The organism is Pseudomonas sp. JL27(2026) (genome assembly GCF_056933555.1).
The window spans coordinates 3,859,676-3,883,879 of sequence record NZ_CM167794.1 but is presented as its reverse complement, the minus strand read 5'-3'; the positions used below and the strand labels follow the sequence as shown (position 1 = coordinate 3,883,879).

General features: G+C 61.1%; 16 protein-coding genes. 8 read left to right on the top strand and 8 right to left on the bottom strand.

All coding sequences use genetic code 11. The features are described 5' to 3' along the window. Positions 1-7 precede the first annotated feature (7 nt). The 5 genes from AC1Z1G_RS17725 to pvdM all read right to left on the bottom strand — a co-directional run bounded on the left by AC1Z1G_RS17725 (position 8) and on the right by pvdM (position 8,924). A complete protein-coding gene (locus AC1Z1G_RS17725; protein ID WP_483621356.1) occupies positions 8-3,397 on the bottom strand; it encodes an amino acid adenylation domain-containing protein in 3,390 nt (1,129 codons plus the stop codon). Between the two features lie 53 nt (positions 3,398-3,450). Continuing rightward, on the bottom strand, positions 3,451-5,106 hold the full coding sequence (locus AC1Z1G_RS17720) for a cyclic peptide export ABC transporter (protein WP_483621354.1): 1,656 nt from the start codon (positions 5,104-5,106) through the stop codon (positions 3,451-3,453). 151 nt (positions 5,107-5,257) lie between these two features. Continuing rightward, on the bottom strand, positions 5,258-6,118 hold the full coding sequence (gene pvdO, locus AC1Z1G_RS17715) for a dihydropyoverdine dehydrogenase (protein ID WP_483621352.1): 861 nt from the start codon (positions 6,116-6,118) through the stop codon (positions 5,258-5,260). A gap of 107 nt (positions 6,119-6,225) precedes the next feature. Continuing rightward, a complete protein-coding gene (gene pvdN, locus AC1Z1G_RS17710; RefSeq protein WP_483621351.1) occupies positions 6,226-7,530 on the bottom strand; it encodes a pyoverdine-tailoring periplasmic protein PvdN in 1,305 nt (434 codons plus the stop codon). Positions 7,531-7,553: 23 nt separating this feature from the next. Beyond that, on the bottom strand, positions 7,554-8,924 hold the full coding sequence (gene pvdM, locus AC1Z1G_RS17705) for a pyoverdine-tailoring dipeptidase-like protein PvdM (RefSeq protein WP_483621349.1): 1,371 nt from the start codon (positions 8,922-8,924) through the stop codon (positions 7,554-7,556). Between the two features lie 184 nt (positions 8,925-9,108). Between pvdM and pvdP the strand changes: the two genes are divergently transcribed. From pvdP to AC1Z1G_RS17675, 6 genes are all read left to right on the top strand, one after another. Next, the gene (gene pvdP / locus AC1Z1G_RS17700; RefSeq protein ID WP_483621347.1) at positions 9,109-10,731 is read left to right on the top strand and encodes a pyoverdine maturation tyrosinase PvdP; all 1,623 of its coding nucleotides are present in this window, start codon (positions 9,109-9,111) and stop codon (positions 10,729-10,731) included. A gap of 442 nt (positions 10,732-11,173) precedes the next feature. After that, complete coding sequence (locus tag AC1Z1G_RS17695) at positions 11,174-12,046, top strand: GHMP family kinase ATP-binding protein (RefSeq protein WP_483621345.1); 873 nt, start codon at positions 11,174-11,176, stop codon at positions 12,044-12,046. A gap of 10 nt (positions 12,047-12,056) precedes the next feature. Next, the gene (locus AC1Z1G_RS17690) at positions 12,057-13,070 is read left to right on the top strand and encodes a pyridoxal-phosphate dependent enzyme (protein WP_483621343.1); all 1,014 of its coding nucleotides are present in this window, start codon (positions 12,057-12,059) and stop codon (positions 13,068-13,070) included. Next, on the top strand, positions 13,067-14,299 hold the full coding sequence (locus AC1Z1G_RS17685; protein ID WP_483621341.1) for an ATP-grasp domain-containing protein: 1,233 nt from the start codon (positions 13,067-13,069) through the stop codon (positions 14,297-14,299). The genes AC1Z1G_RS17690 and AC1Z1G_RS17685 overlap by 4 nt, the downstream gene beginning before the upstream one ends. Further along, positions 14,292-15,530 (top strand): ATP-grasp domain-containing protein, encoded by a 1,239-nt coding sequence (locus AC1Z1G_RS17680; protein ID WP_483621339.1) that lies wholly within the window; start codon positions 14,292-14,294, stop codon positions 15,528-15,530. Before AC1Z1G_RS17685 ends, AC1Z1G_RS17680 begins: the two co-directional genes overlap by 8 nt. After that, entirely contained in the window at positions 15,493-16,698 is a 1,206-nt protein-coding gene (locus AC1Z1G_RS17675) for an MFS transporter (protein WP_483621338.1), read from the top strand. Before AC1Z1G_RS17680 ends, AC1Z1G_RS17675 begins: the two co-directional genes overlap by 38 nt. Positions 16,699-16,765: 67 nt before the next feature. Here the strand turns inward: AC1Z1G_RS17675 and AC1Z1G_RS17670 are convergent, their stop codons facing one another. The 3 genes from AC1Z1G_RS17670 to AC1Z1G_RS17660 are packed head-to-tail and all read right to left on the bottom strand — an operon-like array spanning position 16,766 to position 21,314. Beyond that, a complete protein-coding gene (locus AC1Z1G_RS17670) occupies positions 16,766-18,160 on the bottom strand; it encodes an efflux transporter outer membrane subunit (RefSeq protein ID WP_483621336.1) in 1,395 nt (464 codons plus the stop codon). Between the two features lie 7 nt (positions 18,161-18,167). Next, on the bottom strand, positions 18,168-20,141 hold the full coding sequence (locus AC1Z1G_RS17665) for a MacB family efflux pump subunit (protein WP_483621334.1): 1,974 nt from the start codon (positions 20,139-20,141) through the stop codon (positions 18,168-18,170). Then, on the bottom strand, positions 20,142-21,314 hold the full coding sequence (locus AC1Z1G_RS17660) for an efflux RND transporter periplasmic adaptor subunit (protein WP_483621332.1): 1,173 nt from the start codon (positions 21,312-21,314) through the stop codon (positions 20,142-20,144). A 281-nt stretch (positions 21,315-21,595) separates the two neighbouring features. Here AC1Z1G_RS17660 and AC1Z1G_RS17655 point away from each other — a divergent pair, with 281 nt between their 5' ends. After that, the gene (locus tag AC1Z1G_RS17655; protein ID WP_483627902.1) at positions 21,596-22,120 is read left to right on the top strand and encodes a sigma-70 family RNA polymerase sigma factor; all 525 of its coding nucleotides are present in this window, start codon (positions 21,596-21,598) and stop codon (positions 22,118-22,120) included. A gap of 134 nt (positions 22,121-22,254) precedes the next feature. Further along, positions 22,255-23,592, top strand: coding sequence for a lysine N(6)-hydroxylase/L-ornithine N(5)-oxygenase family protein (locus AC1Z1G_RS17650; protein ID WP_483621330.1), 1,338 nt, complete (start codon positions 22,255-22,257; stop codon positions 23,590-23,592). Positions 23,593-24,204: the final 612 nt, after the last annotated feature.

Genomic DNA, 24,204 nt, shown 5'->3' with positions numbered 1-24,204 from the left:
AAATTCCTTATTGAGAAATCAGGTCTTCAATATCGTCACTGGACAGGCTCTTGAGCAGCGCCAGGGTCCTGGCGAGTTCGTCCTGCAGAGGGTTGGCGGTGGCTTGCAGTGCCTGGACCTTCTCGGCGAGGTCGAGCAGATGCTCGGCGCTGAAGAGTTCGCGAATCGGTAACTCGATCCCGAGTTGCTCACGCACCCGCACCACCACCTGAGTGGCCAGTAATGAGTGGCCACCCAGCTCGAAGAAGTTGTCATGCAGGCCGATGCGCTCGACTTTCAGCACTTCCTGCCAGATGTCCGCAAGTCGGGTTTGCAGTTCCGTACCCGGGGCCACGTAGTCGCTGTGGGCCAGTGCCGGGTCGGGAGCCGGCAGGGCCTTGCGGTCTAGCTTGCCGTTTGGGGTCAGGGGCAGTTGCGCCAGCAGTACCCAGAAGGTCGGTTGCATGTAGTCCGGCAGGCTCGCCTTGAGCTGGGCGCGGACCTCGCTCAAGCGTGCTTTCTGGGTGTCGAGGTCGGCGCTGGCCAGGGCTGGGTCGGCCGGTACCAGGTAGGCCGCGAGTTGCTTGCCGTTGGCGCCGTCTATTGTGACCACCAGCACTTCGCGAACCTCGGCGCATTGCAGCAGGCGCGCTTCGATCTCACCGAGTTCGATGCGGAAACCGCGAATCTTGACCTGATGGTCGGCGCGACCGATGTACTCGATCACCCCGTCTGCGCGGTAGTGCACCAGGTCGCCGGTGCGGTACAGGCGACCACCCGGCTGATCGCCGAAGGCATCGACGACAAACCGTTCGGCGGTCAGGGCCGGGCGGTCATGATAGGCGCGGGCCAGCAACGGGCCGCCGATGTACAACTCACCGACCACACCGGCCGGAACAGGCTCAAGGTTGCCGTCCAGCACGTACATGCTGCGTCCACCCAAGGGCTTGCCGATGGGCATCAGCGCTGGCAGTGGCCGGGTACCCGAGACGTACTCGGCGCACTCAAGGAAACTCGCGGTGACCGTGGTCTCGGTCGGGCCGTAGGTGTTAAGCAAACGCACATGCCCCAGCCCGGCCTGGGCCCAGAGCTTCACGCCTTCGGGCGGCATGGCCTCGCCGGTGGCGCTGACCTGGCGCAAGCGCGCGTAGTCACGCGGGCCTTTGCGGGCGAACTCCTGGGCGATCAGGAACCAGTAGGCGGTGCTCAGGTCGGCCACGGTCATGCCGTTGTCGATCACTTCGCGATAGAAACTTTCGCTGTCCCAGACTTCGTTGCCGCGAATGATCACCCCGGCGCCGACGCACAGGGCCGGAAACAGTTGTTCGATGAAACCGTCGAAGTTCAGCGACGAAAACAGCAGCACCCGGTCCTGTGCGGTCAGCTGGAAGTAGCCGATGGCAACGTCGGTGTGGCCGGTCAGCGCGTCGTGGCTGATGTCGACGCCTTTGGGCATGCCGGTCGAACCGGAGGTGTAGATGACGTAGGCCAGGTTCAACGGGGCCACGGCGGTGCACGGGTTGGCGTTGCTGTACGACGCGAGGGCATCGTCGTTCAGGCTGAGGTTCAACACCTTGACGCTGTCCGGGATGCTCAGGCGTGCGAGCAGGGAAGGCTGGGTCAGCAACAGGCCGATGCCGCTGTCCTGCATCATGTAGCTGAGGCGGTCTTCGGGGTATTGCGGGTCCAGCGGCACATAGGCGCCGCCTGCCTTGAGAATCGCCAGCAGGCCGATGACCATTTCCATCGAGCGCTCGAACGCCACGCCGACCCGTACATCCGGGCCAACGCCCTCGGTGATGAGTCGATGGGCCAGGCGATTGGCCTGCTGATTGAGCTGGGCGTAGCTCAGGCGCTCACTCCCGAGCAACAGGGCTATGGCGTCAGGTGTCAGGGCAGCTTGTGCTTCGATGCGCTGATGCACGCCGGGGCGGCTGATGGTGAGCGGCGGCGGGTTCCAGCCGACCAGGATTTGCTGGCGCTCGGTGGCGTCCAGCAACGCCAGGTCGCCAATCGCGTGCTCCGGGTGTTGGCTGATGGCCTGGATCAGGTTTTGCCAATGCCGGGCCATGCGCTCGACCGTGGCGGCATCAAACAGTTGCGCGTTGTATTCGAGGCTGGCGTAGAAACCGTCGCGGCTGCTGCCGGCATCGATCGACAGGTCGAACTTGGCCTGTGGCAGGTCGCTGTCGATGAACTCCAGCGCCAGGTCGCCCAACTGCAACAGCGCGGCAGTGTTGTCGTCGACCCGCCAGTTGAACAGGGTCTGGAAAATCGGTGCGTGCTCGACACTGCGCTCAAAGGACAGGTTGTCCAGCAACACTTCAAACGGGATGTCGGCATGCTGCAAGGCCGCCTGGGATTCCTTGCGCAAACGGCGCAGCAGTTCCAGCGCGCTCATGCGCGAGTCGAGGCGCGCGCGGTAGACCTGGGTGCTGACAAAGCAGCCCACCAGCCCTTGGGTTTCTTCCAGGTGACGGGTGGCGTTGGGCACGCCGACGCAGAAGTCGTGCTGGCCGCTGTAACGGCTGAGCAGGATTTCCCAGGCCGCCAGCAACAGCACGAACGGTGTGATGCCTTCACGGGCGCAGAGCGCATCGACGTCTTGCTTCAGCGCATTCGGCAACTCGATATGGCAATAGGCGGCGGGTTGGCCGGTGGTCTTGAGGCGTGGCTGGTCGGTCGGCAATTCAAGGACCGGAAAGTCATCGCCCAGGTAGGTTTTCCAGTAGGCGATGCCGCTTTCCAGGCCCTGGCCGCTGGCCTGGCTGTCGCGCTGCCACTGGGCGTAATCGGCGTATTGCACCGCCAGCGCAGGCAAGGTTTTGAGGTCGCTGGCACCGGTGCTGATGCGGTAAGCCTCACACAGGTCCTGGACCAGAATTGCGTTGGACCAGGCATCGGAAACGATGTGGTGCAGGGTGATCAGCAGCGCGTGCTCCTGATCGCCCAGTTGCAGCAACCGGGCGCGCAGCAAGGGTGCCTGGCTCAGGTCGAATGGCTCGGTGGTCTGAGCCTGGATCTGTTGGTCGAGCAATGCCTGGCGTTCAGGCGCCGGGTAAGCGCGCAGGTCCTGACGCTCAAGCCGGAACCGTGCCTGCGGGTCGACTTCCTGAAACGGTTCGCCATTGATTTCAATGAAACGGCTACGCAGCACCTGATGGCGCTCGATCACTTGCACCAGGGCACTTTCCAGCGCCTGTGCGTGCAACTCGCCTTTGAGCAGGAAAGCCCGCGGCAGGTTGTAGGCGCTGCTTTGCGGGTCGTATTGCTGCTCGATCCACAAGCGTTGCTGTGCATAGGACAGCGGTGCCGGGCGAGTCGAGTCGCGTGGGCTGATCCGCGCCGTGTCGGTGGACTCATCGCCCAGCAGCAGGGCCAGTAGTTCGTCGTCTTGAATATCGTGAATGGCGGTCATTGCGTGTCTCGGGCGTTGAGTCAGGGTCGATGGGGCCGATTGTTGCGTGCGGGTCAGGCCAGGCTGTTGGCCTGGATCACCTTGCCCAGTTCCAGGCGCACCAGTTGATCGGCGACATCGAAGTAGCGGTCGTCATGGCTGATGACAATGATGGTTTTGCCCAGGCGCTTGAGGTCCGGCAGCAGCTCGGTATAGAAAATCCGGCGGAAGGTCGGGTCCTGGTCGGCGGCCCATTCATCGAACACCAGCACCGGACGCTCTTCGAGCCAGGCGTTGAGAAGCGCCAGACGCTTGCGCTGGCCGGTCGACAGGTCGGTGGTGGTGAACGCACCGTCGCGCACACTGACTTTATGGGCAATTTCCAGGCGTTCCAGGTACTGGTCGACATCGGCCGGCAGTTGCTTGCCGTGTTCGCCCTGCACCAGTTCATCGAACAGGTAGTAGTCGGAGAAAATCGTTGTGAACAGTTGTCGGTAATCGTCGCGGCTGTGGGCATCGACGGCCTTGCCGTTGAGCACGATCTGGCCTTCCTGCGGGGTGTACAGGCCCAGCAGCAACTTGATCATGGTGGTCTTGCCGCAGCCGTTTTCACCGACGATGAACAGGATTTCCCCTTGTTCGATGTTCAGGTTCAGCGGCCCCAGTTTGAACGGCTCGAAACCGTCGACGGCCGGGAAGGCATAGCTGACGTTGCGCAGTTCCAGGCTCTGTACGCTTTGCTTGACGTTCGGCTGGTCAGTGATCAGCAGGTGCGGTTCCGGTGAGGAGAACTGTTCGGACAACTCGGCAATCCGGCGGAAGGCGATCTGCGCACGGCTGATGATCGGCAGCGTACCGATCAGGTGTTCCAGCGGGCCTTTCATGTACAGCAGCACCAGCACGAAGCCGCTCATGACTTTCTGGTCGACGCTTGGCCAGAACGATTGCAGGGCCAGCGCCAGGCCGATGACCACGAAAAACAGCATCGAGCCGAGGGTCTTGGCCACCACGAAAATGTTGATCGAGCGGATGTGGGTGTCACGGATCTTGTCGGCGGTGCCTTCAATGCGGTGGCTGAACATGCGAAAGCGGCGCGGGCGATGGATGCGCAGTTCCTTGGCGCCGGCATTCAGGGCGCTGTAGTGCTTTTGCAGTTCGTCCTCAGCTTCGCGGGCGGCGAAGAAACCCTTGATGCCCAACTGTCGCGCGAAGTACTGCACGGCGCTGCCGATGATGATCGCCACGGTGGTCAGCAGGAACATCTGCCACGACAGCATGGCCAGGTAACCCAGGCAACCGAGAGTGACGGTGAACGAGATCGCCAGCGGGGCGAAGTCGAAGGCGAAATCGCTGATGGTGTTGACGTCGTGAGTCAGCACGGGAATCAGTCGGTGCGCGCGGTAACGCTCGATCTGCTCGACTGGCGCGCACAGCACTTTGGCGCCCAGGTCTTTACGCAGGCGGGCGATCACGTGCTGGCCGACGTAGTTGGTGCCGATGTCGGAAATGATCGAGCTGACCAGGCCCAGCACACAGAACCCGGCGAAGGCCAGGACCATGCTCGAGTTCAGCCCGCCCTCGGTGTGCAGGGTGGTGTTGATCGTGGCCAGCAGCGCGGTGACGCACAATCCGCCCAGGATGCCGAGGGCAATGGAGATACTCAGTTTGGCCCAGTACGGCCTGAGCAGGCTAAGCACTTCGCGGATGGCGCTGCGGGGTTTGGCAGTCATGTGAAACATTCCTCGGCGTCGGGAGTTTTGCGGGTGGCCCGTGGGGTCGAACCTTTATGAAACGAAGGGAAAGGGCCCGAATTTAGCGGTGAGCGACCGATGAGTCCGGTCGCGGTGAGGTCGCCGCCAGCACGTCGGCGACCGGTGGGGGTTACAGCTCCCTGACGACCCTGAAACCGAGCCAGTTCTGGCGGTCATTGGGGATGGTGTGGTTGCGGTTGCCGGAGCGTGAGAACACTGGGGCACCGACCCAGTCGTTACCGCGAATCTGGTGGACTTCGCAGTCACCGGTCATCCAGGCACTGCCATCGGCAGGCGCGCCGTTATAACTGTCGTTGAAACAGTCCTGGGTCCATTCCCAGACATTGCCGTGCAGGTCGTACAGGCCGAAGGCGTTGGCCGGGAAGCTGCCGGCCGGCGAGGTGTAGGTGAAGCCGTCGGCCGGGCCGTAGGTGTTGGCGTGTTGGGTGATGGCGTATTGGCCTTCGGCATCGAAGGGGAACGGGAAGGGGCCGGTGCTGCCGGCGCGGGCGCCGTATTCACGTTCGGCTTCGGATTGCAGGCGGTAGGTCTTGCCCGTTTTCTTCGACAGCCAGGCGACGTACTGCTGGACGTCGTCCCAGCCCATGCACACGGCCGGCTGCCGGGCGGTTTGCGGGTAGGCGGGTTTGCCTGCCTTGCAATCGGAACCGTCGGTGGCGTCACCGTCGGGCGTGCGATTGCCGGACTGGCGCACATACGCGTCCCATTCACCGGCCAGCACCTGGAATTTGCCCATGGCCAGCGGCTTGGCGAAGGTCACGGTGTGCTGCGGGCCTTCGTCCGGCTCGCGGCCGACTTCACCTTCCGGTGCGCCCATGGTGAAACTGCCGGCGGGCAGCACCACCATTTCCGGGCAGTCCTTGCAGTCTTTGAAGGTGCTTCCCGGCGCAGGCGCGCTGGCGGCCTGTGCTCCAAGGGGCAGCAGGCAGCTCAAAAGGGCGGCGGGCAAGCAGAAGCGAAGTGTGGTCATGGGCTCTTTCCGATAGCGACAAGTGCTAGTGAAACGAGGGTGCAAGACCAAAATTTAACGCGCGAAGGAGGGTGTGCCCGCCAGATGGGCAAGCCCCCTCCAGGGTGTCAGCTTTTGAAGGGTGCCTGGGCCAGCAATCGGGCGACGCGCTGCATCTGTGCGCTGTCATTGAGCAGGCCGGGCGCGGTGCGTACCAACGGGCCGACATCGCGGTCGGTAGCGTCGGCCAGTACTTTGTTGGCCTTGAGGTACTGCACGACCGTTTCCGGTGCCACGCCCTTGACCCTGAAGAAAGTGAAACCGGCTGACAGATCGGTGCTCGTTGGCGTCACCAGTTGCACGCCGCGAACCTGCTGCAAGTGCTGTTTGAGTTCGCGGTTGAGTTGATGGATGCGCGTGGTCACCCGATCTTTGCCCAATTGCAGGTGGAACTCGAACGCCTTGCGCAGCGCCCACTGATGCTCGAAGGCGTGGTAGCCGCCGGGGGTCATGGTGGTGCCGAAATCTTCGCTGGCCGAGAAGCTTTCGAAGGTCGGAACAAGACCCTGCACCTGCGGGTTGCGCGAGCAGATGATCCCGGTGCCGCGCGGTCCGAACATCCACTTGTGGGTGCCCGCCATGAAGTAGTCGCAATTGAGGTCGGCGAAGTTCACGTTCTCTACACCAAAGCCGTGTACGCCGTCGACGCAGAAGATGATCCGGTCTTTTTCACTGCGCGAGCGGTTGCGCTCATCCACCAGTTTGCCGATCTCGGCGATGGGCATTTTGACCCCGCTGCCCGAATGCACCCAGGTCATGGCCAGCACCCGGGTTTTGGGGGTGATGTGGCGGGCGAGAGTGTCCAGTACTTCATCGGCGGTAACGGTGTGCGGGTCTTTGAACAGGCGGATGGTCTTGACTTTGGTGCCATCGCGCTCGGCGCGAAAACCCAGGGCACCCTTGGTGGCGTAGTGTTCGTGTTCGCTGGTCAGTACTTCCTGGCCGGGGTGGATGATCAGGCCGTTGTAGATCAGGCCGATGCCTTCGGTGGTGCTGCCGGTCAGGGCAATTTGCGGGGTTTCGACACCCAGGTAGCGCGCTGCCCAGGCACGGGACTCGTCTTCGTGTCGCCAGATGTTGACGTGTTCCATCTCTTCGGCCGGGTTGCGGTCGATGCGGTCGCGGTGGGCCGCAATGTCGTCGCGCACCATGCGTGGATGCGAGGTGATCAGGAACCCGGCCAGGTGGGTCCAGTCGGTGTCGATGTTGAACTGCGCCCGGACCTGCTGCCAGTCATCCTGCGGCGCCGCGCTGGCAGAGCCTGCGACAGCATTGGTCGCGTCAGGTCGGGTTGTCGCCGAGAGGCAGCCCTGAAGTTGTAGGCCGGCGGCCAGTAAACCGGCTTTCTTCAGGAAGTTTCTACGATCGTCCACGGCTGGTTTTCCTGGTTGTAAATTCATGGTTGGGTCGCAGCGTTGCGGGGCTGTCCAGGCTTGGCCGCCAGGGCTTGCACCTGACCCCAGACCCGCAGGAAGTTGCCGCCCCAGAGCTTGGCAATATCGGCTTCGGAGTAGCCGCGCTGGATCAGTTCGGCGGTGACGTTGCGGATTTCGCTGACATCCTTGAAGCCCTTGAGGCCGCCGCCGTCGTTGAAGTCGGAGCTGATGCCGACGTGGTCGATGCCGATTTTCTTCACGGTGTAATCAATGGCGTCGGCGAAATCCTTGAGGGTTGCCAGTGGCTCGTCATCGAGGGTCGAGTACAAGCCTTTGGCGTACTCGCCAAAGCGCTGCTCGGGCCACACGGCAATCACCGGGTCACCGGGCATCAGGGCCATGGCCAGGTTGGGCAGGGGCGGCAGGTCGAATTTGGCCCGCAGGGTGTTGAGCTTGTCCTGGGTGCCCTGGCTCAGTGGCTTGAGGTAGGCGGGGAACGCCACCACCTGGACCACGCCGCCACTGTTCTTGATCAACTGCAATTCCTTGTCGCTGAGGTTGCGCGGGATGTCGACGATACCCCGTGGGGCCGAGTGCGAGGCCACCATCGGTGCCCGGCTCAACTGGCTCACTTGAACCAGTGCCTTGGTGGACATTTGCGACACGTCGATGATCACGCCCAGGTCGTTGAGGCGCTTGACCGCTTGCTTGCCGACGGCGGAGAGACCCTCGAGCGCATCCGGCGAGTCATTGAAGAACGGCAGCGGGCGCGAAGAGTCAGCCCAGTCGTTGTTGCCGATGTAGCTGAAACCGAACATGCGCATGCCGCGTGCGGTCCACAGGTCCAGTTGATTCAGGTCGCTGCCCAGCGGGTAGGCGTTGAGCATGCTGATGAAGATCGCGAATTTGCCTTCGCCGTGCAGGCGACGGAAATCGTCGGGGGTGTAGGCAATGCCGACACGCTCCGGGAAGTCGCGCAACATGCCAGTGATGATCTTGTAACGCACCTCTTGCTCGTTGCGGGCGCCGTCGATGAAGCCGGCAGTGGGCTTGTGCGGGGCGTTCGGGCCGTTCCAGATTTCCGGCCAGCCGAAAATCGTCAGCGCCGCCCCCGACAGGCGTCCGCGAGCGGCCTTGGCCAGGTCGAACTGGTCGGTGCCTTCCTTGTCCGCTTCATTGCCGGCGGTGCCGAACGTCACAGGCATGGTGATGTGGCTGTCGAAGGAAATGATCCGCTCTTGCAGCTCCTCGGCCTGTTTCATCACCTTGACCGGATACCCGGGGTTGTTCCTGAACCCGTAGTCCCAGGCGAAAAAGCCGGCTGCGGCGGTCACGGCCAATGCCAGGGGCAGGCCAATGTAGAGAGCCTTTTTCGAACGAGGTTTTGTCATTGCCATCTCAGTCAGGTTCGCCGTCGAAGTGCAGGCACAGGGGCCTTTGCTATCTGGGAAGAACGAGCCGGGGCGGTGGAAATTTAGGCTGAATCACGCCCGCCCTTCGCGGCGCTAAATTTTGCCGCGCAACAAACGTTCTAGCTTGGATAAAGCCTGCTTCATGGCTGACACAGGTAGGGCAATGACGATTTCTCGACGATGGTTCATGGCGGGCCTGGCGCTGACCGGTGCCGCCGTTCCTGCGGCTTTTTACGGGCATCGCGAACTGACGCGCGTGGACGAGCCGATCACCCCCGGCGAGGCCACCGTCGACCTGGCGACCACTGCGGGGCAGCAGCTCGCCAACAGCCTGCGCGGGGTGTGGGACATCCGCTTCGAAGGGCGCGATGCCGGCCTGGAAGGCTTGCCGCTCACGGGCCTGGAGTTGTTTCTCGACGTGGCCCATCGCGGCCGTGGCCTGCGCGGTTACCTGGACACCGCCGAACACCTGAGGGCAGAGGCCGAACCGCGTTACCGCGTGGTGGGCGACCTGTTGGCGGCGAGCCCGGCGCAAGTGCGCTGGCGGCTGGTCAGTCGCGACAGCGCCGAGGGCGCGCCGGATTACGAGTTCATCGTCACCCTGGACGAAGTCTGGGCTGATTTCGGCAATGCCGGCAGCGGCACGCTCAGCGGCGTCATTTTGAACCTGAATCACCCTTTGGCGTTGCCCGAGCGCGAGAATCGGTTCATCGCCATCAAGCGCACATTCCCCGAAGCCCGCGAGCGAATTGGCCTGAACCCGACATTGTTGGCGTGGCTGATCTCCCCGGAGCATCGGCTGTTCCATCAGCTATGGCATGCCTCGCGGGACAAATGGCACACCCTGTCCGAGGAAAAACGCGGTGCCCTGCGCGGCATCGGCTGGCAGCCCGGCCCGCGAGACCAGGAGCGTGACGCCCGTGGTCCGCGCAAGGACCGCAATGGTTCGGGCATCGATTTTTTCTTCATGCACCGGCACATGCTGGGTACGGCGCGCTCGATGCAGGACATCGCGTCCTGGTCGAGTTTCCCCATGCCCCAGCCCGAGCTGGAGCGTGATCGGCAGGGCTTTGCCCGGTACTTCGACAACCATGACGGCTTTGCCTTGCCGCCGACCTGGATGGCCGAGGACGATGCCGATTACAGCCAGTGGGTCAGCGACATCAAGGCCCCCGAGACGTATCACAGCAATTTCCAGGTCTGGGAGTCGCAGTACCGCGACCCGCGTTATCTCTCGACGTTGACGCTTGGCCAGTTCGGTTCTGAAATCGAACTCGGGCTGCACGACTGGCTGCACATGCGCTGGGCCTCGGTGCCCCGTGATCCGTCCAACGGCGCGCCGGTGCCGATGGCGCGTGATCCGGCGGACTTTTCTGCGCGCTGGTTCCAGCCTGAAAACGATTTTCTCGGGGACCCGTTCTCCTCCCACGTGAACCCGGTGTTCTGGCATTTCCATGGTTGGATCGATGATCGCGTGGAAGACTGGTTTCGCGCCCATGAACGCTTTCATCCGGGTGAAATCACCCGCGTGGAGGCTAATGGCGTGCCGTGGTTTGGTCAGGGGCGCTGGGTCGAGGCCGGTGACCCGTGGCTCGGGCCGATCACCCATGGTTGCAGCCCGACACCGGGCCTGCAGGTCGGTAAATCGGTGGAAATGGACCCGGAAACCATGAAGCTGGCACTGCGCATCACTTACGGTGATGAAAAAAACCTCGCCAACCTGTTCAAGCGCATTCCGAAACGGCCTTGGTATGCGCGGCATCTGAAGCTCAAACAAACCGTGTGAAGCGCGGCCGGCCTGTTGCATGACAGGGCCGGCGATGACGCGGGGTGGACAAGCCTCGCACACCGGACTCACTAACTAATTAGTCCTGTTCATAACTGCACGTGACCACACTTGTTAATGTTCGGGTGTTGGCGGCTTAAGAAAAGTCTTTGTAAAACAGGGTGATAACTATCGCTGGAAAAAGCGGTTGACATGAACTAAATCGTAACGTTATGGTTTCGTCCAGGAAAATGACACGCTTTTCATGGACGAAAACTATATGCCTCATGTTATTCCTCGTTTTACCCCTCCTTATGTTTGAATCAATGTTGCTGTAGATGCGGGCAATAATGCGCGTGCACGATGAGTTGTCGGCTTATGGCGGTATTGTGGTGGGCAACTATTAAATAAATTAAAAATGGCAAACGTTTGCGAGGACGGAGTCTTGCATTACAAAAATAATATGCCCGCTCGACAAGTATTTACCGGTATCAGTCATGGAACACTGGGTGAACTCTTTCAAGGGCCTCATGAGGAAAGTGGCGAATTAAACATTGCGATTATTTCGCTGCCACTGAAAAGTTACAGTTGGGTGCATTTCAGCGTCGGTCCAGGTGCCAGGCAGGATGATGGCATTGGCGCTCGCTCGAAAACCCGCAAAGCCATCGAGCTGTACTTGCAGCACCATTCGCTGACGTTGCCACCGGGGTACTGGAATTTCAGTTCACAACTGCTGCAAGGCAAAGGCATGTCGAGTTCGACGGCCGATATCGTCGCGGCCATTCGGTGCCTGGATTCGCACTTCGCCCTGGAACCCCGGGTCGGTTTGATGACCGACATCCTGCGCCAGATCGAACGCTCCGACAGCGTGTTTCTCGATCACTACGCCTTGTACCTCAGCGGCAAACAGAAAGTGGTCGAGGCTTATGATTATTCCCCCAGCCTGTATGCATGTTTTATCGATGAAGGCGAAGTGGTCGACACCGAGAAAACGCACGACAAGTTGATTGCGCATTACGACAGGAACTTCGAAGCCTATGCACGCGTATTAACGCTGGTTCGTCGTGGCTTCAAGAGTTCGGATGCGTCAATGATTTGCGAGGGTGCTACACGCAGCGCGATATTGTCTCAGGGGATTCTGCCAAAAAAGAACTTTGAGGCTGTTCTTGAGAATCAACAGGCGCTCAAGGCGGATGGCGTTGTGGTGGCGCACACAGGCAGTGTGTTGGGCTACTTGTTTATTCATAAACCCAGTGCTGTGGATATTGGCAGGGTGTCTGCCTTTTTCTTCGGTCTGGGTAAGCAATGTTCGTTCGTGAAAGTTGGGCTAAGTTAAGGATAACGCAATGATCAGTCATATAGCCGACGCAATGAAAGTGCCGAGTATTATCAGGCTGGATAACAACCTGTTCTGTTTGCGCTTCGAAACGATGAAGATTTATTCGGCCTTGGCCGCAGTCGAACACTTGCTGGCCACGGGCGTGGTGAAAAAGGGCGATACCTTGCTGGACAGCTCCAGCGGTATTTATGCCTATGCACTGGCGCTGGCCTGCAACAAGTATGAAATGAAGTGCCACATCATCGCCTCCAAGACCGTCGACAAGACGCTCATGACCCAACTGAACATCATGGGTGTGCACGTTGAACAGGTTCCGCCCTCGGCCACTTTGAAAATGGACCAGAGTTACCGGGTCAAGCGCATTCAGGAAATCGTGCGCGACAACCCCGGCGTCCACTGGATGCAGCAGTATCACGACGACATCCACTACCTGGGATACGCCGCGGTTGCCCGGCAGATCGAGCAGGACCTGGGGGCCGCCAACCTGACGATTGTGGGCGGCGTGGGTTCCGGTTGCTCCACTGGTGGGCTGGTCAAACCGTTAAGGGACATCGACCCCTCGGTAAAGCTGATCGGCGTGCAGCCGTTTGGCAGCGTCACCTTCAATTCGGACCACATCGAAGACCCCGGCATCGTGATTGCGGGCATTGGCAGCGGGATCCCGTTCCGCAATGTCGATCACACGCTCTACGACGAAATCCAGTGGATCTCCTTCGACCATGGCCTGTCCGGCTCGGTCGACTTGCTCCGCCAGCATGCGGTGTTTGCCGGATTGTCCACGGGGTGCAATTACCTGGCCGCCCGACGCGAGGCCGCCATGGCGGCGGATAGAAACATCCTGTTTGTCGCGGCAGACACCGGCCATCGCTACATCGACGGGGTATTTGCCCACCACCCGGACGCTAGGCGTCTGGACGAACTTCAACCGACGGTCATCAAGCACATCGACCAGCTCCAGTTGCCCTGGGCGGTGATGAACTGGAATCGTCGGGAATTTAACGTTGCGGAAGGTACGGTATGACTATTGTTGCGTTGGAAGCCTTGACCTTTGGCTTGGGCAAAATGGTAAGTGCGGCAGAGCACTTTGGGGTGAAACTGGCGCTGTTGACGCGCGACACCTCGGTTTACGCGTATGAGCTGGCGAATATCGACAGTGATGCGCTGGAGGTCATTGAACTCGACACCTTCGACAAACCCTTGGTGATCGACACGCTCAAGGCCATGCCCGATGTACAAGGCCTGTTGAGCACCACTGATACCTGGAGCCTGGATTGCCTGGACATTGCCCAGGCCTGTGGGCTGGACAGTCAGGACCCTGAATCCATTCGGCTGGTGCGCAACAAGTTCCGCTTGAGAAATCGTCTGCATGAGTTGGGCTTGTCGGCTGGTAAGAGCATCGAAGTCGCCCCGGCCACGGCGGACTCGCGAGAGGTGTGCCGTGGCCTCGAATACCCGGTGATCATCAAGGACACCGCAGGCACCGGCAGCCAGAACGTCTGGATGGCCCATAACGATGAAGACACCTGCCGCGTGCTGGCGCAGGCGCGCCAGGCAGCGCTGAAGGGCAAGATTGCCATCGAACCGTTCATTTCCGGCACCCTGTACAGCGTCGAAACCCTGTCCTGGAAAGGCGAAAATCGGGTGCTGGCCGTCACCAGCCGGGTGGTCTCCGAAGAACCCGAGTTCCGTGAGGAGGCGCTAGCGTCACCGGTGAACCTGGGGGCCAAAAAAGCTCAGGAGTTGTCATTGTGGATCGACAAGGTGCTGAGCGGGGTCGGTTACACCAACGGTTTTGCTCATACTGAATTCTTCATCACCGAAACAGGCTTTGAAGTGGTTGAGATCAACCCGCGCCTGGGTGGCGTGCAAATCGGCGAAGCGCTGTGCCGGATCTACGATTACAACGTCTATGAAGCCTTTATCGAAATGGCCCTGGGGCGCCGACCTGCGTTGATGGACCGGCCGCTGGTCGCGCAGAAAGGCATTGGCCAGATCATCGTTTATGCCCGCCAGGCCGGTCACTTCGAGCACGTCATGGGGCTGGAAAGGTTGGCCGCTCACCCCGGCCGGCCGATGTTCTATCCAACCGCCGACCGTGGCAAAGCCATCACCAGCCTGACAGACCAGCGCGCCAGCGTCGGCATTCTGGTGGCCGAAGGCGAGAACTCGGAAATAGCCTTGCTCAATGCCTTCGCGGCCCGTTCAAAATTGACGGTGGTGGTGCAGGCCGGAGGGTCGAACGATGCCTAAGCCTCATCTGTTAATGATCGGCGGCTGGAACGACATCATCGAGAAAGCGTTCGACAACGGGTTCGATGTTTCCTATTTCGGCAGCTTGAGCCCCGCCGTGGCGTTTGATCCGGCGATCCTGGCGCCAGCCCGGCACAAGGTTGCACTGAATGTCACGCAGATCGGTGTGTGCCTGGCCACGGCGCGGCAGATCCACGCGGAAGAACCGTTCGATGCGGTGATTTCATTTACCGAACTGGGCATGGAAACGGCGGCGGTGATCGCCGATGCGTTGCAGGTGCCCGGGATGGACCTGTGGGCGGTGTCGGTCACCCGCTACAAGGACAAGATGCGCGAGGTGCTCGACCAGCACCCACACTTGAAACTGCCCTGGCAGCGCTTCAGTGCCACGGAGCAATTGATCGATTTTTACCAGGCCCATGGCCCGTCGATCATCGTCAAACCCATTAGCGGAGCGGCCAGCGTCGGGGTTCAGCAGATCCGTTCGGTCGAAGAACTCCAGGGCTACATCAGTGCGGTGCCTGAAGAAGATCGCGTGGATTTCATCGCCGAAAAACTGGTGGACAGCGACCAGCTCTACAGCATCGAAAGCCTGTCGGTCGATGGCGAGCATCACATCATCACGATGTCGGTGGCCAGGATGGTGGGTTATCCGTACGCGCTGTCGAACCACATCATTGTGCCGCCCCATAACCTTGATGAGCGTACGAGCGCGAGCATCGAACGCACCGTGCGCGAGTTCCTCACGGCGGTCCGCTTGAAGAACGGCGTGGCGCATACCGAGGTCAAGCTCTCGCGGGACAACCAGCCCTTTATCATCGAGTCGCAAACGCGCGTGGGCGGGGACCGGATCTGGAAAATGCTCGAGCTCACCACGGGGGTCAAACAGGTCGACCTGACACTCAACAACCTGGTGGGTGAAAAGCAGGTGCCGGTGCCGAACGCGATGAATCAGGTGGCGGCGTTTTTCAGCCTGCTGCCGGATGCCGGGGTTGTTGCCAGGGTCAGCGATCTTGAGGACCTGAAACCTATCGGCGGGCTGATCGAGGCGACGCTTGAAGTCAAGGTCGGGGATGAAATCAAGCCGATTACCAACAACAGCGAACGCAAAGGCAACCTGCTGCTGACCGCCGATTCGCACGACGACCTGTTCAAGAAATTTGCACAGATTCAAGAACGCCTCTGGATTGAATATGAAAACGGCTCGGTTTGGCATCCATCCTTTAAGTAACCTACCGTCGAGCTTGAAGTTCCTGATTTTGAGTTCGTTCCTGATCCCGTTTGGCAGCTTCATGGTGTTGCCGTTCGTGCCGATTTTGTTGACCCGGCACAATCACATGGACATGGCCGCAGTCGGCTGGGTGCTGGGGTTCGCTTCGCTGATCCAGTTTGGTGGCGGCTTCATTGGTGGTGTTGTTGCCGAGCGGCTGGGGTTGAAACGCACCATGCTGCTGGCGCTGACGGTGCGTACGCTGGGGTTCGCGCTGTTGCTGGCGTCCCTTGAGCGGGCCGACTGGCTGATACCGGCGGTGATCATCATTGCCACCGGCGCGGCGCTGTACCTGCCGGCAAACAAGGCCTACATCGTCAACGCGGTGCCGGTCAGCCAGCGGCCGTTGTTCCTTTCGTTGTCCAGTTCGGCGCTGAACGCGGGGATGGCCATGGGGCCATTGGTCGGTGGGCTGTTTTTGCTGGGCAACAGTGAGGTCCTGTTCTGGGTGATTTTCGTGGTGTTCGTGGTGCTGACACTGGCGCATTGGGCCTTTGTCGACAGCGCGGCCCAGGTCAGCAAGCATCCGCCGCGCGTGGGCAAGGTGTCGTACGTGAAGTTGATGGGGGTGCCGTTTGCCTTGAATGCCCTGGCTTTTTACGGCTACTTCTTCTTTCAGAACTACATGGGGCCGTACACGACGAGCCTGCACTCGGCGGGGTTGTATGGCGGGCTGCTGACGGTCAATGCGTTGCTGGTGTTCTTTGGCCAGCCGTTGCTGTCCAGGGTGATTGCCGAGTCGTCTTACCGGGCGAGCATGTTCTTCTCGTTCATGATGCTGTCGCTGAGTATGTATTTCCTGTCGATCGGCAGTGTCTGGGCGCTGATTGTGGGCACGGTCATGATTACCTTCGCAGAGATGGTGCTGTTCCTGAAGGGCGATCTGGAGATTCTCAACGCGATCCCTGACAAACCGGCGTTTGCCTTTGGCATGCAACGGCTGTCGGCGGGGTTGGGCGCGTTTGTGAGTGCGCTGATGGGTGGGGCGTTGTACGACTACATGCAGAACAACCAGCAGCTTGGTACGTTCTGGAGTGTTCTTGCCATTCAGGCGTTGGTCGTGGCGGTGGTGGTGCTGGTGGTGTTGTCGTTCAAACGCAAACTGGCGGTGGTCAACAGCCAGGCGTGAAGATGAAGCACCAAAAACAACCGCTCGTTTCGTCTGAAACGAGCGGTTTTTTGCATTCAGGCACGGGTTACCGCACTTGCCAGCCGCCGCCCAGCGCCTTGTACAGGGCAATGCTGGCTTGCAGTCGCGACAAGCGCAGTTGCACGTTGAGGTCCTGGGCGGCGTACAGCGTACGCTGGGTTTCGAGGACGGTGAGCAGGTCCTCGGCGCCGGCCTTGTAGCGACTCTCGGCGATATCGAAGGCGATTTGAGCCTGGCTCAGCTCTTCGCTTTGCCATTGCCGTTGCTGGTCCAACCCACGAATGCCGGTCAGGGCTTTCTCGACGTCGGCGAAGCCATTGATGATTGCCCCACGGTAGGTTTGCAGCAGTTCTTCCTGGCGGGCGCTGGCCTTGTCGCGTTCGGCGCTCAGGCGCCCGTTGTTAAAGATCGGCGCCACCAGCCCGGCGGTCAGGTTGTAGAACGGACTGCGCAGAATGTCTGACGCGGTGTCAGCGCCGGAGCCCAGGTTGGCGCTCAAGGTGACGGTTGGCAGCATTGCCGCACGGGCCACGGTGACGTCCGCCTGTGCGGCGGCCAGTTGGGCTTCGGCGCGGGCGATGTCCGGGCGGCGGCTGAGCAGTTCACTGGGCAGGCCGGCGCCGATGCTCGGCCAGTTCAGTTGATCGAGCCGCTGGCTGCCGAGCGTCAGGTTCTGGACCGGTTGGCCGAGGAGGGCGGCCAGGGTAATCAAGGCTTCTTCGGCCTGTTGCTGAACCAGCGGCAACTGACGCTGTTGAGCCGCGACCAGACTCTTCTGCTGCGCCAGCTCAAGGGCGGTTGCGCTGCCCGCGTCATGGCGGGTCTGGACCAGTTTCAGCACGTTTTGCGCATTGGCCAGGTTGAGCGCGGCGATTCGGCTTTGCTCGCGCAGCGACAGGGTTTGCGCGTAAGCATTGGCGACGCCGCTGAGCAGTGTCAGCTCGACGGTCGCCTGATCGAATTCGCTGGCGCGCGCGCCGAGCACGGCGCTGTCACGGGCGGCGCGACGGCCACCCCAGAAGTCGATTTCGTAACTGGCGCTCAAGGTTGCATCGAAATAGTCCACGGCTTTATTGCTGTTGTCGGCATCCAACTGGCTGTAGCCATTACCTCGCAACAGTTTCTGCCGGTTGGCATTGATCCCGGCCTTCACCTCGGGCAACAACGGGCCACCGGCCACGACTGCACCGGCCTGGGCCTGGCGAACCCGGGCCATTGCTGCTGCCAGGTCGTAACTGCCGGCACGGGCCTGTTCGATGAGGCGATCCAGTTCCGGGCTGCCGAAGGTGGTCCACCATTGCACGCGTTGGAGCGCGGCGGTTTCGGTGTTCGGCGAATGCCAAGTCACGGGCGCTTGCAAGCCGCTCTCCGGGCGCGGCACCGGGCTGGCGCACGCACTGAGCAACAGGCAGAGGGAGAGCAGGGTCAGGGGCGATTTCATCGTTCGATCATTCACTGGTCAGGGCCGTTACCGGGTCGAGCCGGGCAGCTTTGCGGGCCGGCATGAAGCCGAAGACAACGCCGGTCACCAGCGCACAGGCGAAGGCGCCGAGCACCGCGAGGGCGGTGAAGGCCACGGCCACTTCGCTGAGTATCAGAATGCCGCCGACCAGCAGCGCCAGGCCGATGCCGGCGATCCCGCCGACCACCGAAAGCATCACCGCTTCGGTGAGGAACTGGCGCAGGATGTCCCGTTGGCGGGCGCCGGTGGCCATGCGGATGCCGATTTCGCGGGTACGCTCGCGCACGGTCATCAGCATGATGTTCATCACCCCGATGCCGCCCACCAGCAGGGAAATCGCGGCAATCGAGCCGAGCATCAACGACAGGGTGTTTTGTGTCCGGGCTTCGGCCTGGATCATCGCGGCGTTGTTGGTCAACTCGTAGTCGCGCTTGCCGCCGTGCAGGCGCAGCATCAGTTGGTCAATAGCCTGTTCGGCTTCCTTGACCTTGCGCGCGTCGGCGGCCGCGATGACCACGTATTCCGGGGTGCGGGTGGCGAACAGCCGAATGCTGGCTGCCGAGTAGGGCACCACGATGCGTTCATCGCTGTCCTGCTCGCCCGAGCTTGCACCTTTGCCCGCGAGTACGCCGATCACTTGAAACGGCATGTTCTCGATCAGGATGTACTGGCCGATGGGGTTGGCCACGTCCTTGAGGACTTTTTCCCGGACCTTCTTGCCAATTACCGCCACGGCGGTCGCCGAGTCGACGTCGGCCTGGGTGAAGAAACTGCCCTCGACCACCGGCCAGTTGAAAATCGCCGGGAAGTCGATACCGTTGCCGCCGGTGTACATCACGTGGTCGATATTGCCGTAGCGCACCATGGTTTCGCGGCCATTGATCGGCATGATCATTTTGACCTGGGGCAGGGTGGCCAGGGCCGCGACATCGTCCAGCGTCACCTGCCCTTCGGGGGTGCGCGGGGTGGCGGCGTAACCGCCCAGATAAATGATGTTGGAGCCGAACGCACCCATTTGTGCCATGACCTGGCGTTTGCTGCCTTCGCCCACAGCGAGCATGACCACCACCGAGGCGACGCCGATGATGATGCCGAGCAGTGTCAGGGCGGTGCGAAAGCGGTTGATCCACATCACTCGCCATGCCGCTTTGATTGCGTCCAGCAGTTCGCCTTTCCAGGCACCGCTGGCCTCGCTGCCTTCGTTCAGGCGTCGACGCAGGTCGATGGCCTGCAAGGCGCCGGGGTTGGTCGAGTGCTGAACGCCCGGACTCTCGGCTGCGCTGTCACTGATGATCAGACCGTCACGGATTTCGATGATGCGTTTGGCGCGGGCGGCGACCTCGCGGTCGTGGGTGATGAGGATCACCACGTGGCCCTGGCTCGCCAGTTCGTCGAGCAGCGTCATGACCTCGGCACCGCTGTGGCTGTCGAGGGCGCCGGTCGGTTCGTCGGCGAGAATGATGTGCCCGCCGTTCATCAAGGCCCGGGCGATCGAGACTCGTTGTTGCTGGCCACCGGAGAGCTGATGCGGGCGGTTGCCGGTGCGCTCGGCCAGGCCCAGGCGTTCGAGCAGGGCGTAGGCGCGAGCGTGGCGCTCGGCGACCGGCGTGCCGGCATAAATGGCCGGCATTTCGACGTTTTCCTGGGCCGAGCCGGACGGGATCAGGTGGTAGCCCTGGAACACGAAGCCAAACGCCTCGCGGCGTAGCCAGGCCAGTTCGTCGCTGTCCAGGTGGGCGACATTTTCCCCGGCGAACAGGTACTCGCCGGACGTGGGTCGATCGAGGCAGCCGAGGATGTTCATCAGTGTCGATTTGCCGGAGCCGGAGGCGCCGACAATGGCGACGAACTCCCCGGCATGGATCGACATGTCGATACCGCGCAGGACTTCGACCAGCGGGCTGTCGTCACCGCCGTAGGATTTGCGTATGTCGCGCAGGTCGATCAGAGGCGTTTGCATTCAACCCCCGCTGCTGTCAGCGGGGCCGATCAGCAGATGATCGCCTTCATTCAAACCGTCGAGAATCTGCACCCGCAATCGATCACTGATGCCGGTGTGCACCTCGCGTTCCTGGATGTCACCGTTGTTGGCTACCACGCGCACCTGTTGGCGGTCTGCCTGCGAGCCGTTTTGCAGGGCGGCGATGGGCGCAGTCAGCACGTTGCTGACCTCATTGGCGACGAAGAAGACCTGGGTGGTCATCTCTGCCATCAACGCATGGTCGGCGTTGTCGACGTCCAGCAACACGGTGTACAGCACCACCACGCCGCTGCCGCTTTTACTGCCGCCGGATGGGTTGCCGCTGCCTTTTCCGGTCTGGTCCAGCGGTTTGGGCGGCACCGGCAGGATTTGCCGTACTGTGCTTTTCCAGCGCCGGGCACCGCCGCTCAATGTGGTGAAGTAGGCACTCATGCCAGGTTTGACGTGACCAATATCAGCCTCTGACACCTCGGCCCAGACCGTCATGGAGGAGAGTTTGGCGATGCGCAGGATCAGTGGCGTCTGTTGTTGCGCATTGAGGGTCTGGCCTTCGCGTGCGTCCAGCGCGACCACGGTGCCGGACATCGGCGCGTAGATGCGCGTGTAGCCAAGTTCCGCTTCGTCGCTGCGCAGGCTCGCCTGGGCTTGGCGGATCTGCGCCTGGAACATGTCGATGCGCGCCTTGGTGGCACGCACCTCGGCCTGGGCGGTCTGCACGTCTTCTTCGCGGGTTGCACCGCCGCTGGCGAGTGTCTGTTGGCGGCGGTATTTCTGCTGCGCGAGGTCGTGCAGGGCTTGTTGTTCTTGCAACTGGGCCTTGAGGTTTTCGATGGAGAAACGCCCGGCGTCGAGTTTGGCCTTTTGCGTGGACGGGTCGATTTCCACCAGCAACTGGCCTTCCTTCACCTCATCGCCTGCTTCGACATGAATCTTGTGGATCTGCCCGGAGGCTTGGGCGCCGACATCCACATAACGTCGCGGCTGCAGAGTACCAAGCGCGGTCACGCTGCTTTCGATGTCACCCCGGCTGACTTGCACGGTGGCAAATTTGTCCCGGCCGGGCGGGATGATCTGCCAGGCAGCGAACGCGGCAACAGGGATCAGGCAAAGTGTTACAAGCAGGGCGCGGCGGGTCTGTCGGGGACGTTTCATGCAGTATTCCGGCCAATGGAAATCGGCCCGTGATTCAGGGCGTGGTCAAATCAGGACCACCACTGAATGCTGTCGCAGAGCTGACAGGCACGGGAAACTGTCCATTAAACGATGAACCGCAGCGGGAATTTAAGCGAAGACACATGGGGTTACAGGTATAGGACAGGAAAAATTTCCCGGCAAATGCATGGGGTGCTTTAAATCTATATGAGAATTACTATAAATTACGCACCCTAGAATCTGCCATCATCGTGCCGCCATCGTTTTCCGAGGCCGGCAGTGTGGCGCAACGACAGAAACCGCGCCCCAAGCGGTCGGGAGTCATGTTGGAAAACTACTATCGCGAGCTGGTGTGTTTCCTTAACGCCAAGCTGGGCAACCGTCAGGTGGCCGAAGATGTGGTGCATGACGCGTATGTGCGAGTACTGGAACGCTCCAGTGACACGCCGATCGAGCAACCCCGGGCCTTCCTCTACCGCACCGCGCTGAACCTGGTGATCGACGGCCACCGTCGCAACGCCTTGCGTCAGGTCGAGTCGCTGGATGTACTGGACAGCGAGGAGCGGTTTTTCACGCCGTCACCCCACAGTTGCCTCGATCACCGGCAGCGCCTGGACATGCTGCAACGGGCGTTGGCCGAGTTGCCGGCGCTGTGCCGCGAGAGTTTTCTGCTGCGCAAGATCGAAGGCCTGTCCCACCCGGAGATCGCCGAGCGCCTGGGCATTTCCCGCAGCCTGGTGGAAAAACACATCGTCAATGCCATGAAGCATTGCCGGGTGCGTGTGCGGCAGTGGGATGCCCATTGATCCTTTCCCAGTAAATTTTTTTTCATTGTCCTCGTTCCTACTCAACAGACGACCTGCTGCCCCGTCCAGGGCCGGCCAGGTCACCCAGGCTTTCGCTGCCCACTGTTGAGCGGCTTATCCAGAGGACACTGGAAATGACACAAGCAATTGCATCGGCCATCGTTCACGATCTGATTGGCATCGGTTTTGGTCCCTCGAACCTGGCGCTGGCCATTGCGCTGCAAGAGCGCAGCCAGGCCCAGGGCGAACTGGATGTGCTGTTCCTCGACAAACAGGCCGACTACCGCTGGCACGGCAACACGCTGGTGACCCAGAGCGAATTGCAGATCTCGTTCCTCAAGGACCTGGTCACGTTGCGCAATCCGACCAGCCCTTACTCGTTCGTCAATTACCTGAAACACCATGGGCGCTTGGTGGACTTCATCAACCTGGGCACCTTTTACCCGTGCCGCATGGAGTACAACGACTACCTGCGCTGGGTTGCCGGGCAATTCACCGAGCAGAGCCGCTACGGTGAGGAAGTGCTGGCCATCGAGCCGGTGGTGCATCACCAGCAGGTTGAAGCCTTGCGGGTGATTTCCCGGGATACCCAGGGGCAGGAGTTCGTGCGCACCACCCGTTCGGTGGTCGTCAGTGCGGGCGGCACGCCACGTATTCCCGATGCCTTCAAGGGCCTGAAAGATGACGCTCGGGTGTTCCACCATTCCCGGTACCTGGAGCGCATGGCCAAGCAACCGTGTGTGAACGGCCAGGCCATGAACGTTGCGATCATCGGCGGCGGGCAGAGTGCGGCGGAAGCGTTCATCGACCTCAACGACAGCTTCCCGTCGGTGCAGGTCGACATGATCCTGCGCGGTTCGGCGCTCAAGCCGGCGGACGACAGCCCGTTCGTCAACGAAGTGTTTTCCCCGGAGTTCACCGACCTGGTGTTCCAGCAGGCCAGCAGCGAGCGCGAACGCCTGGTCAACGAGTACCACAACACCAACTATTCGGTGGTGGACATCGACCTGATCGAGCGCATCTACGGCATCTTCTACCGCCAGAAAGTCTCGGGCGTTGCCCGTCACGCGTTCCGTACCCTGACCACGGTGGAAAGCGCCACGGCCACCGAGAATGGCATTCAGTTGGCACTGCGCAACAATGCCACCGGCGAGTTGACGGTTCGTCACTATGACGCGGTGGTCCTGGCCACGGGTTACGAGCGTCAGATGCACCGCACATTGCTGGCGCCGCTGGCCCAGTACCTGGGGGACTTCGAGGTCGACCGCCATTACAAACTGATCACCGACGAGCGCTGCAAGGCTGGTATCTACATGCAGGGCTTCTGCCAGGCCAGCCACGGCCTGAGCGACACCTTGCTGTCGGTGTTGCCGATCCGCGCCGACGAGATTGCCGGTTCGCTGTACGAGCACGGCAAATCTCGCGGGCACAGCCGTTCGGTGCTGGACCTGTTGTTGGCCACCGCCAGCTGAGGTGTGTGGCGGCTGATAGTCAGTCTTCGTCGGGTCGCCGCCCGGAGCAAGCCCGCTTCCACATTAGTCCTGCAAACACAGGTCAAGTGTGGGAGCGGGCTTGCTCGCGAAGGGGCTAAAAAGAACACCACAAATCTTCAATCCTGAACCCTTCCTGAAGAACTCCCGGATTCATTCGGCGAAAACTTTTCCAGGGTTTACTCTCTGAATATCGGCGCGTAAGCTTCGCGCGTTTTCATCAATAGCGGAGACCCACAGTGGGTACTTGTTCGAGTGACAGTCGTCGGCCGGTTACGGCAACCGGCATAGTCTCGGCAAGATAACGCGCAGCCTCCTGTGCCGTTGTCTCGCCGAAAAGCGAGAAGCGGCATCCCGATCACGGCCCGTCCTGGCCCGTGTCCCGACGTCCTCTCACCGACGCTGATCAGCGTGTGATTCCGACTTCCCTGTCGTGATCGCAGCCCTATCGACGCGCCTGTCGTTTACGACCGGCGGATCAACGCTGTCCTGCCCTTTTTACGGGCACGGCGGGCGGATGGTTGTACCTGCTCGAAGGTTTCCCTGCGTTGACCGTCAGGGGATTAGCCATGGGCACCATCATCATTCAGATCC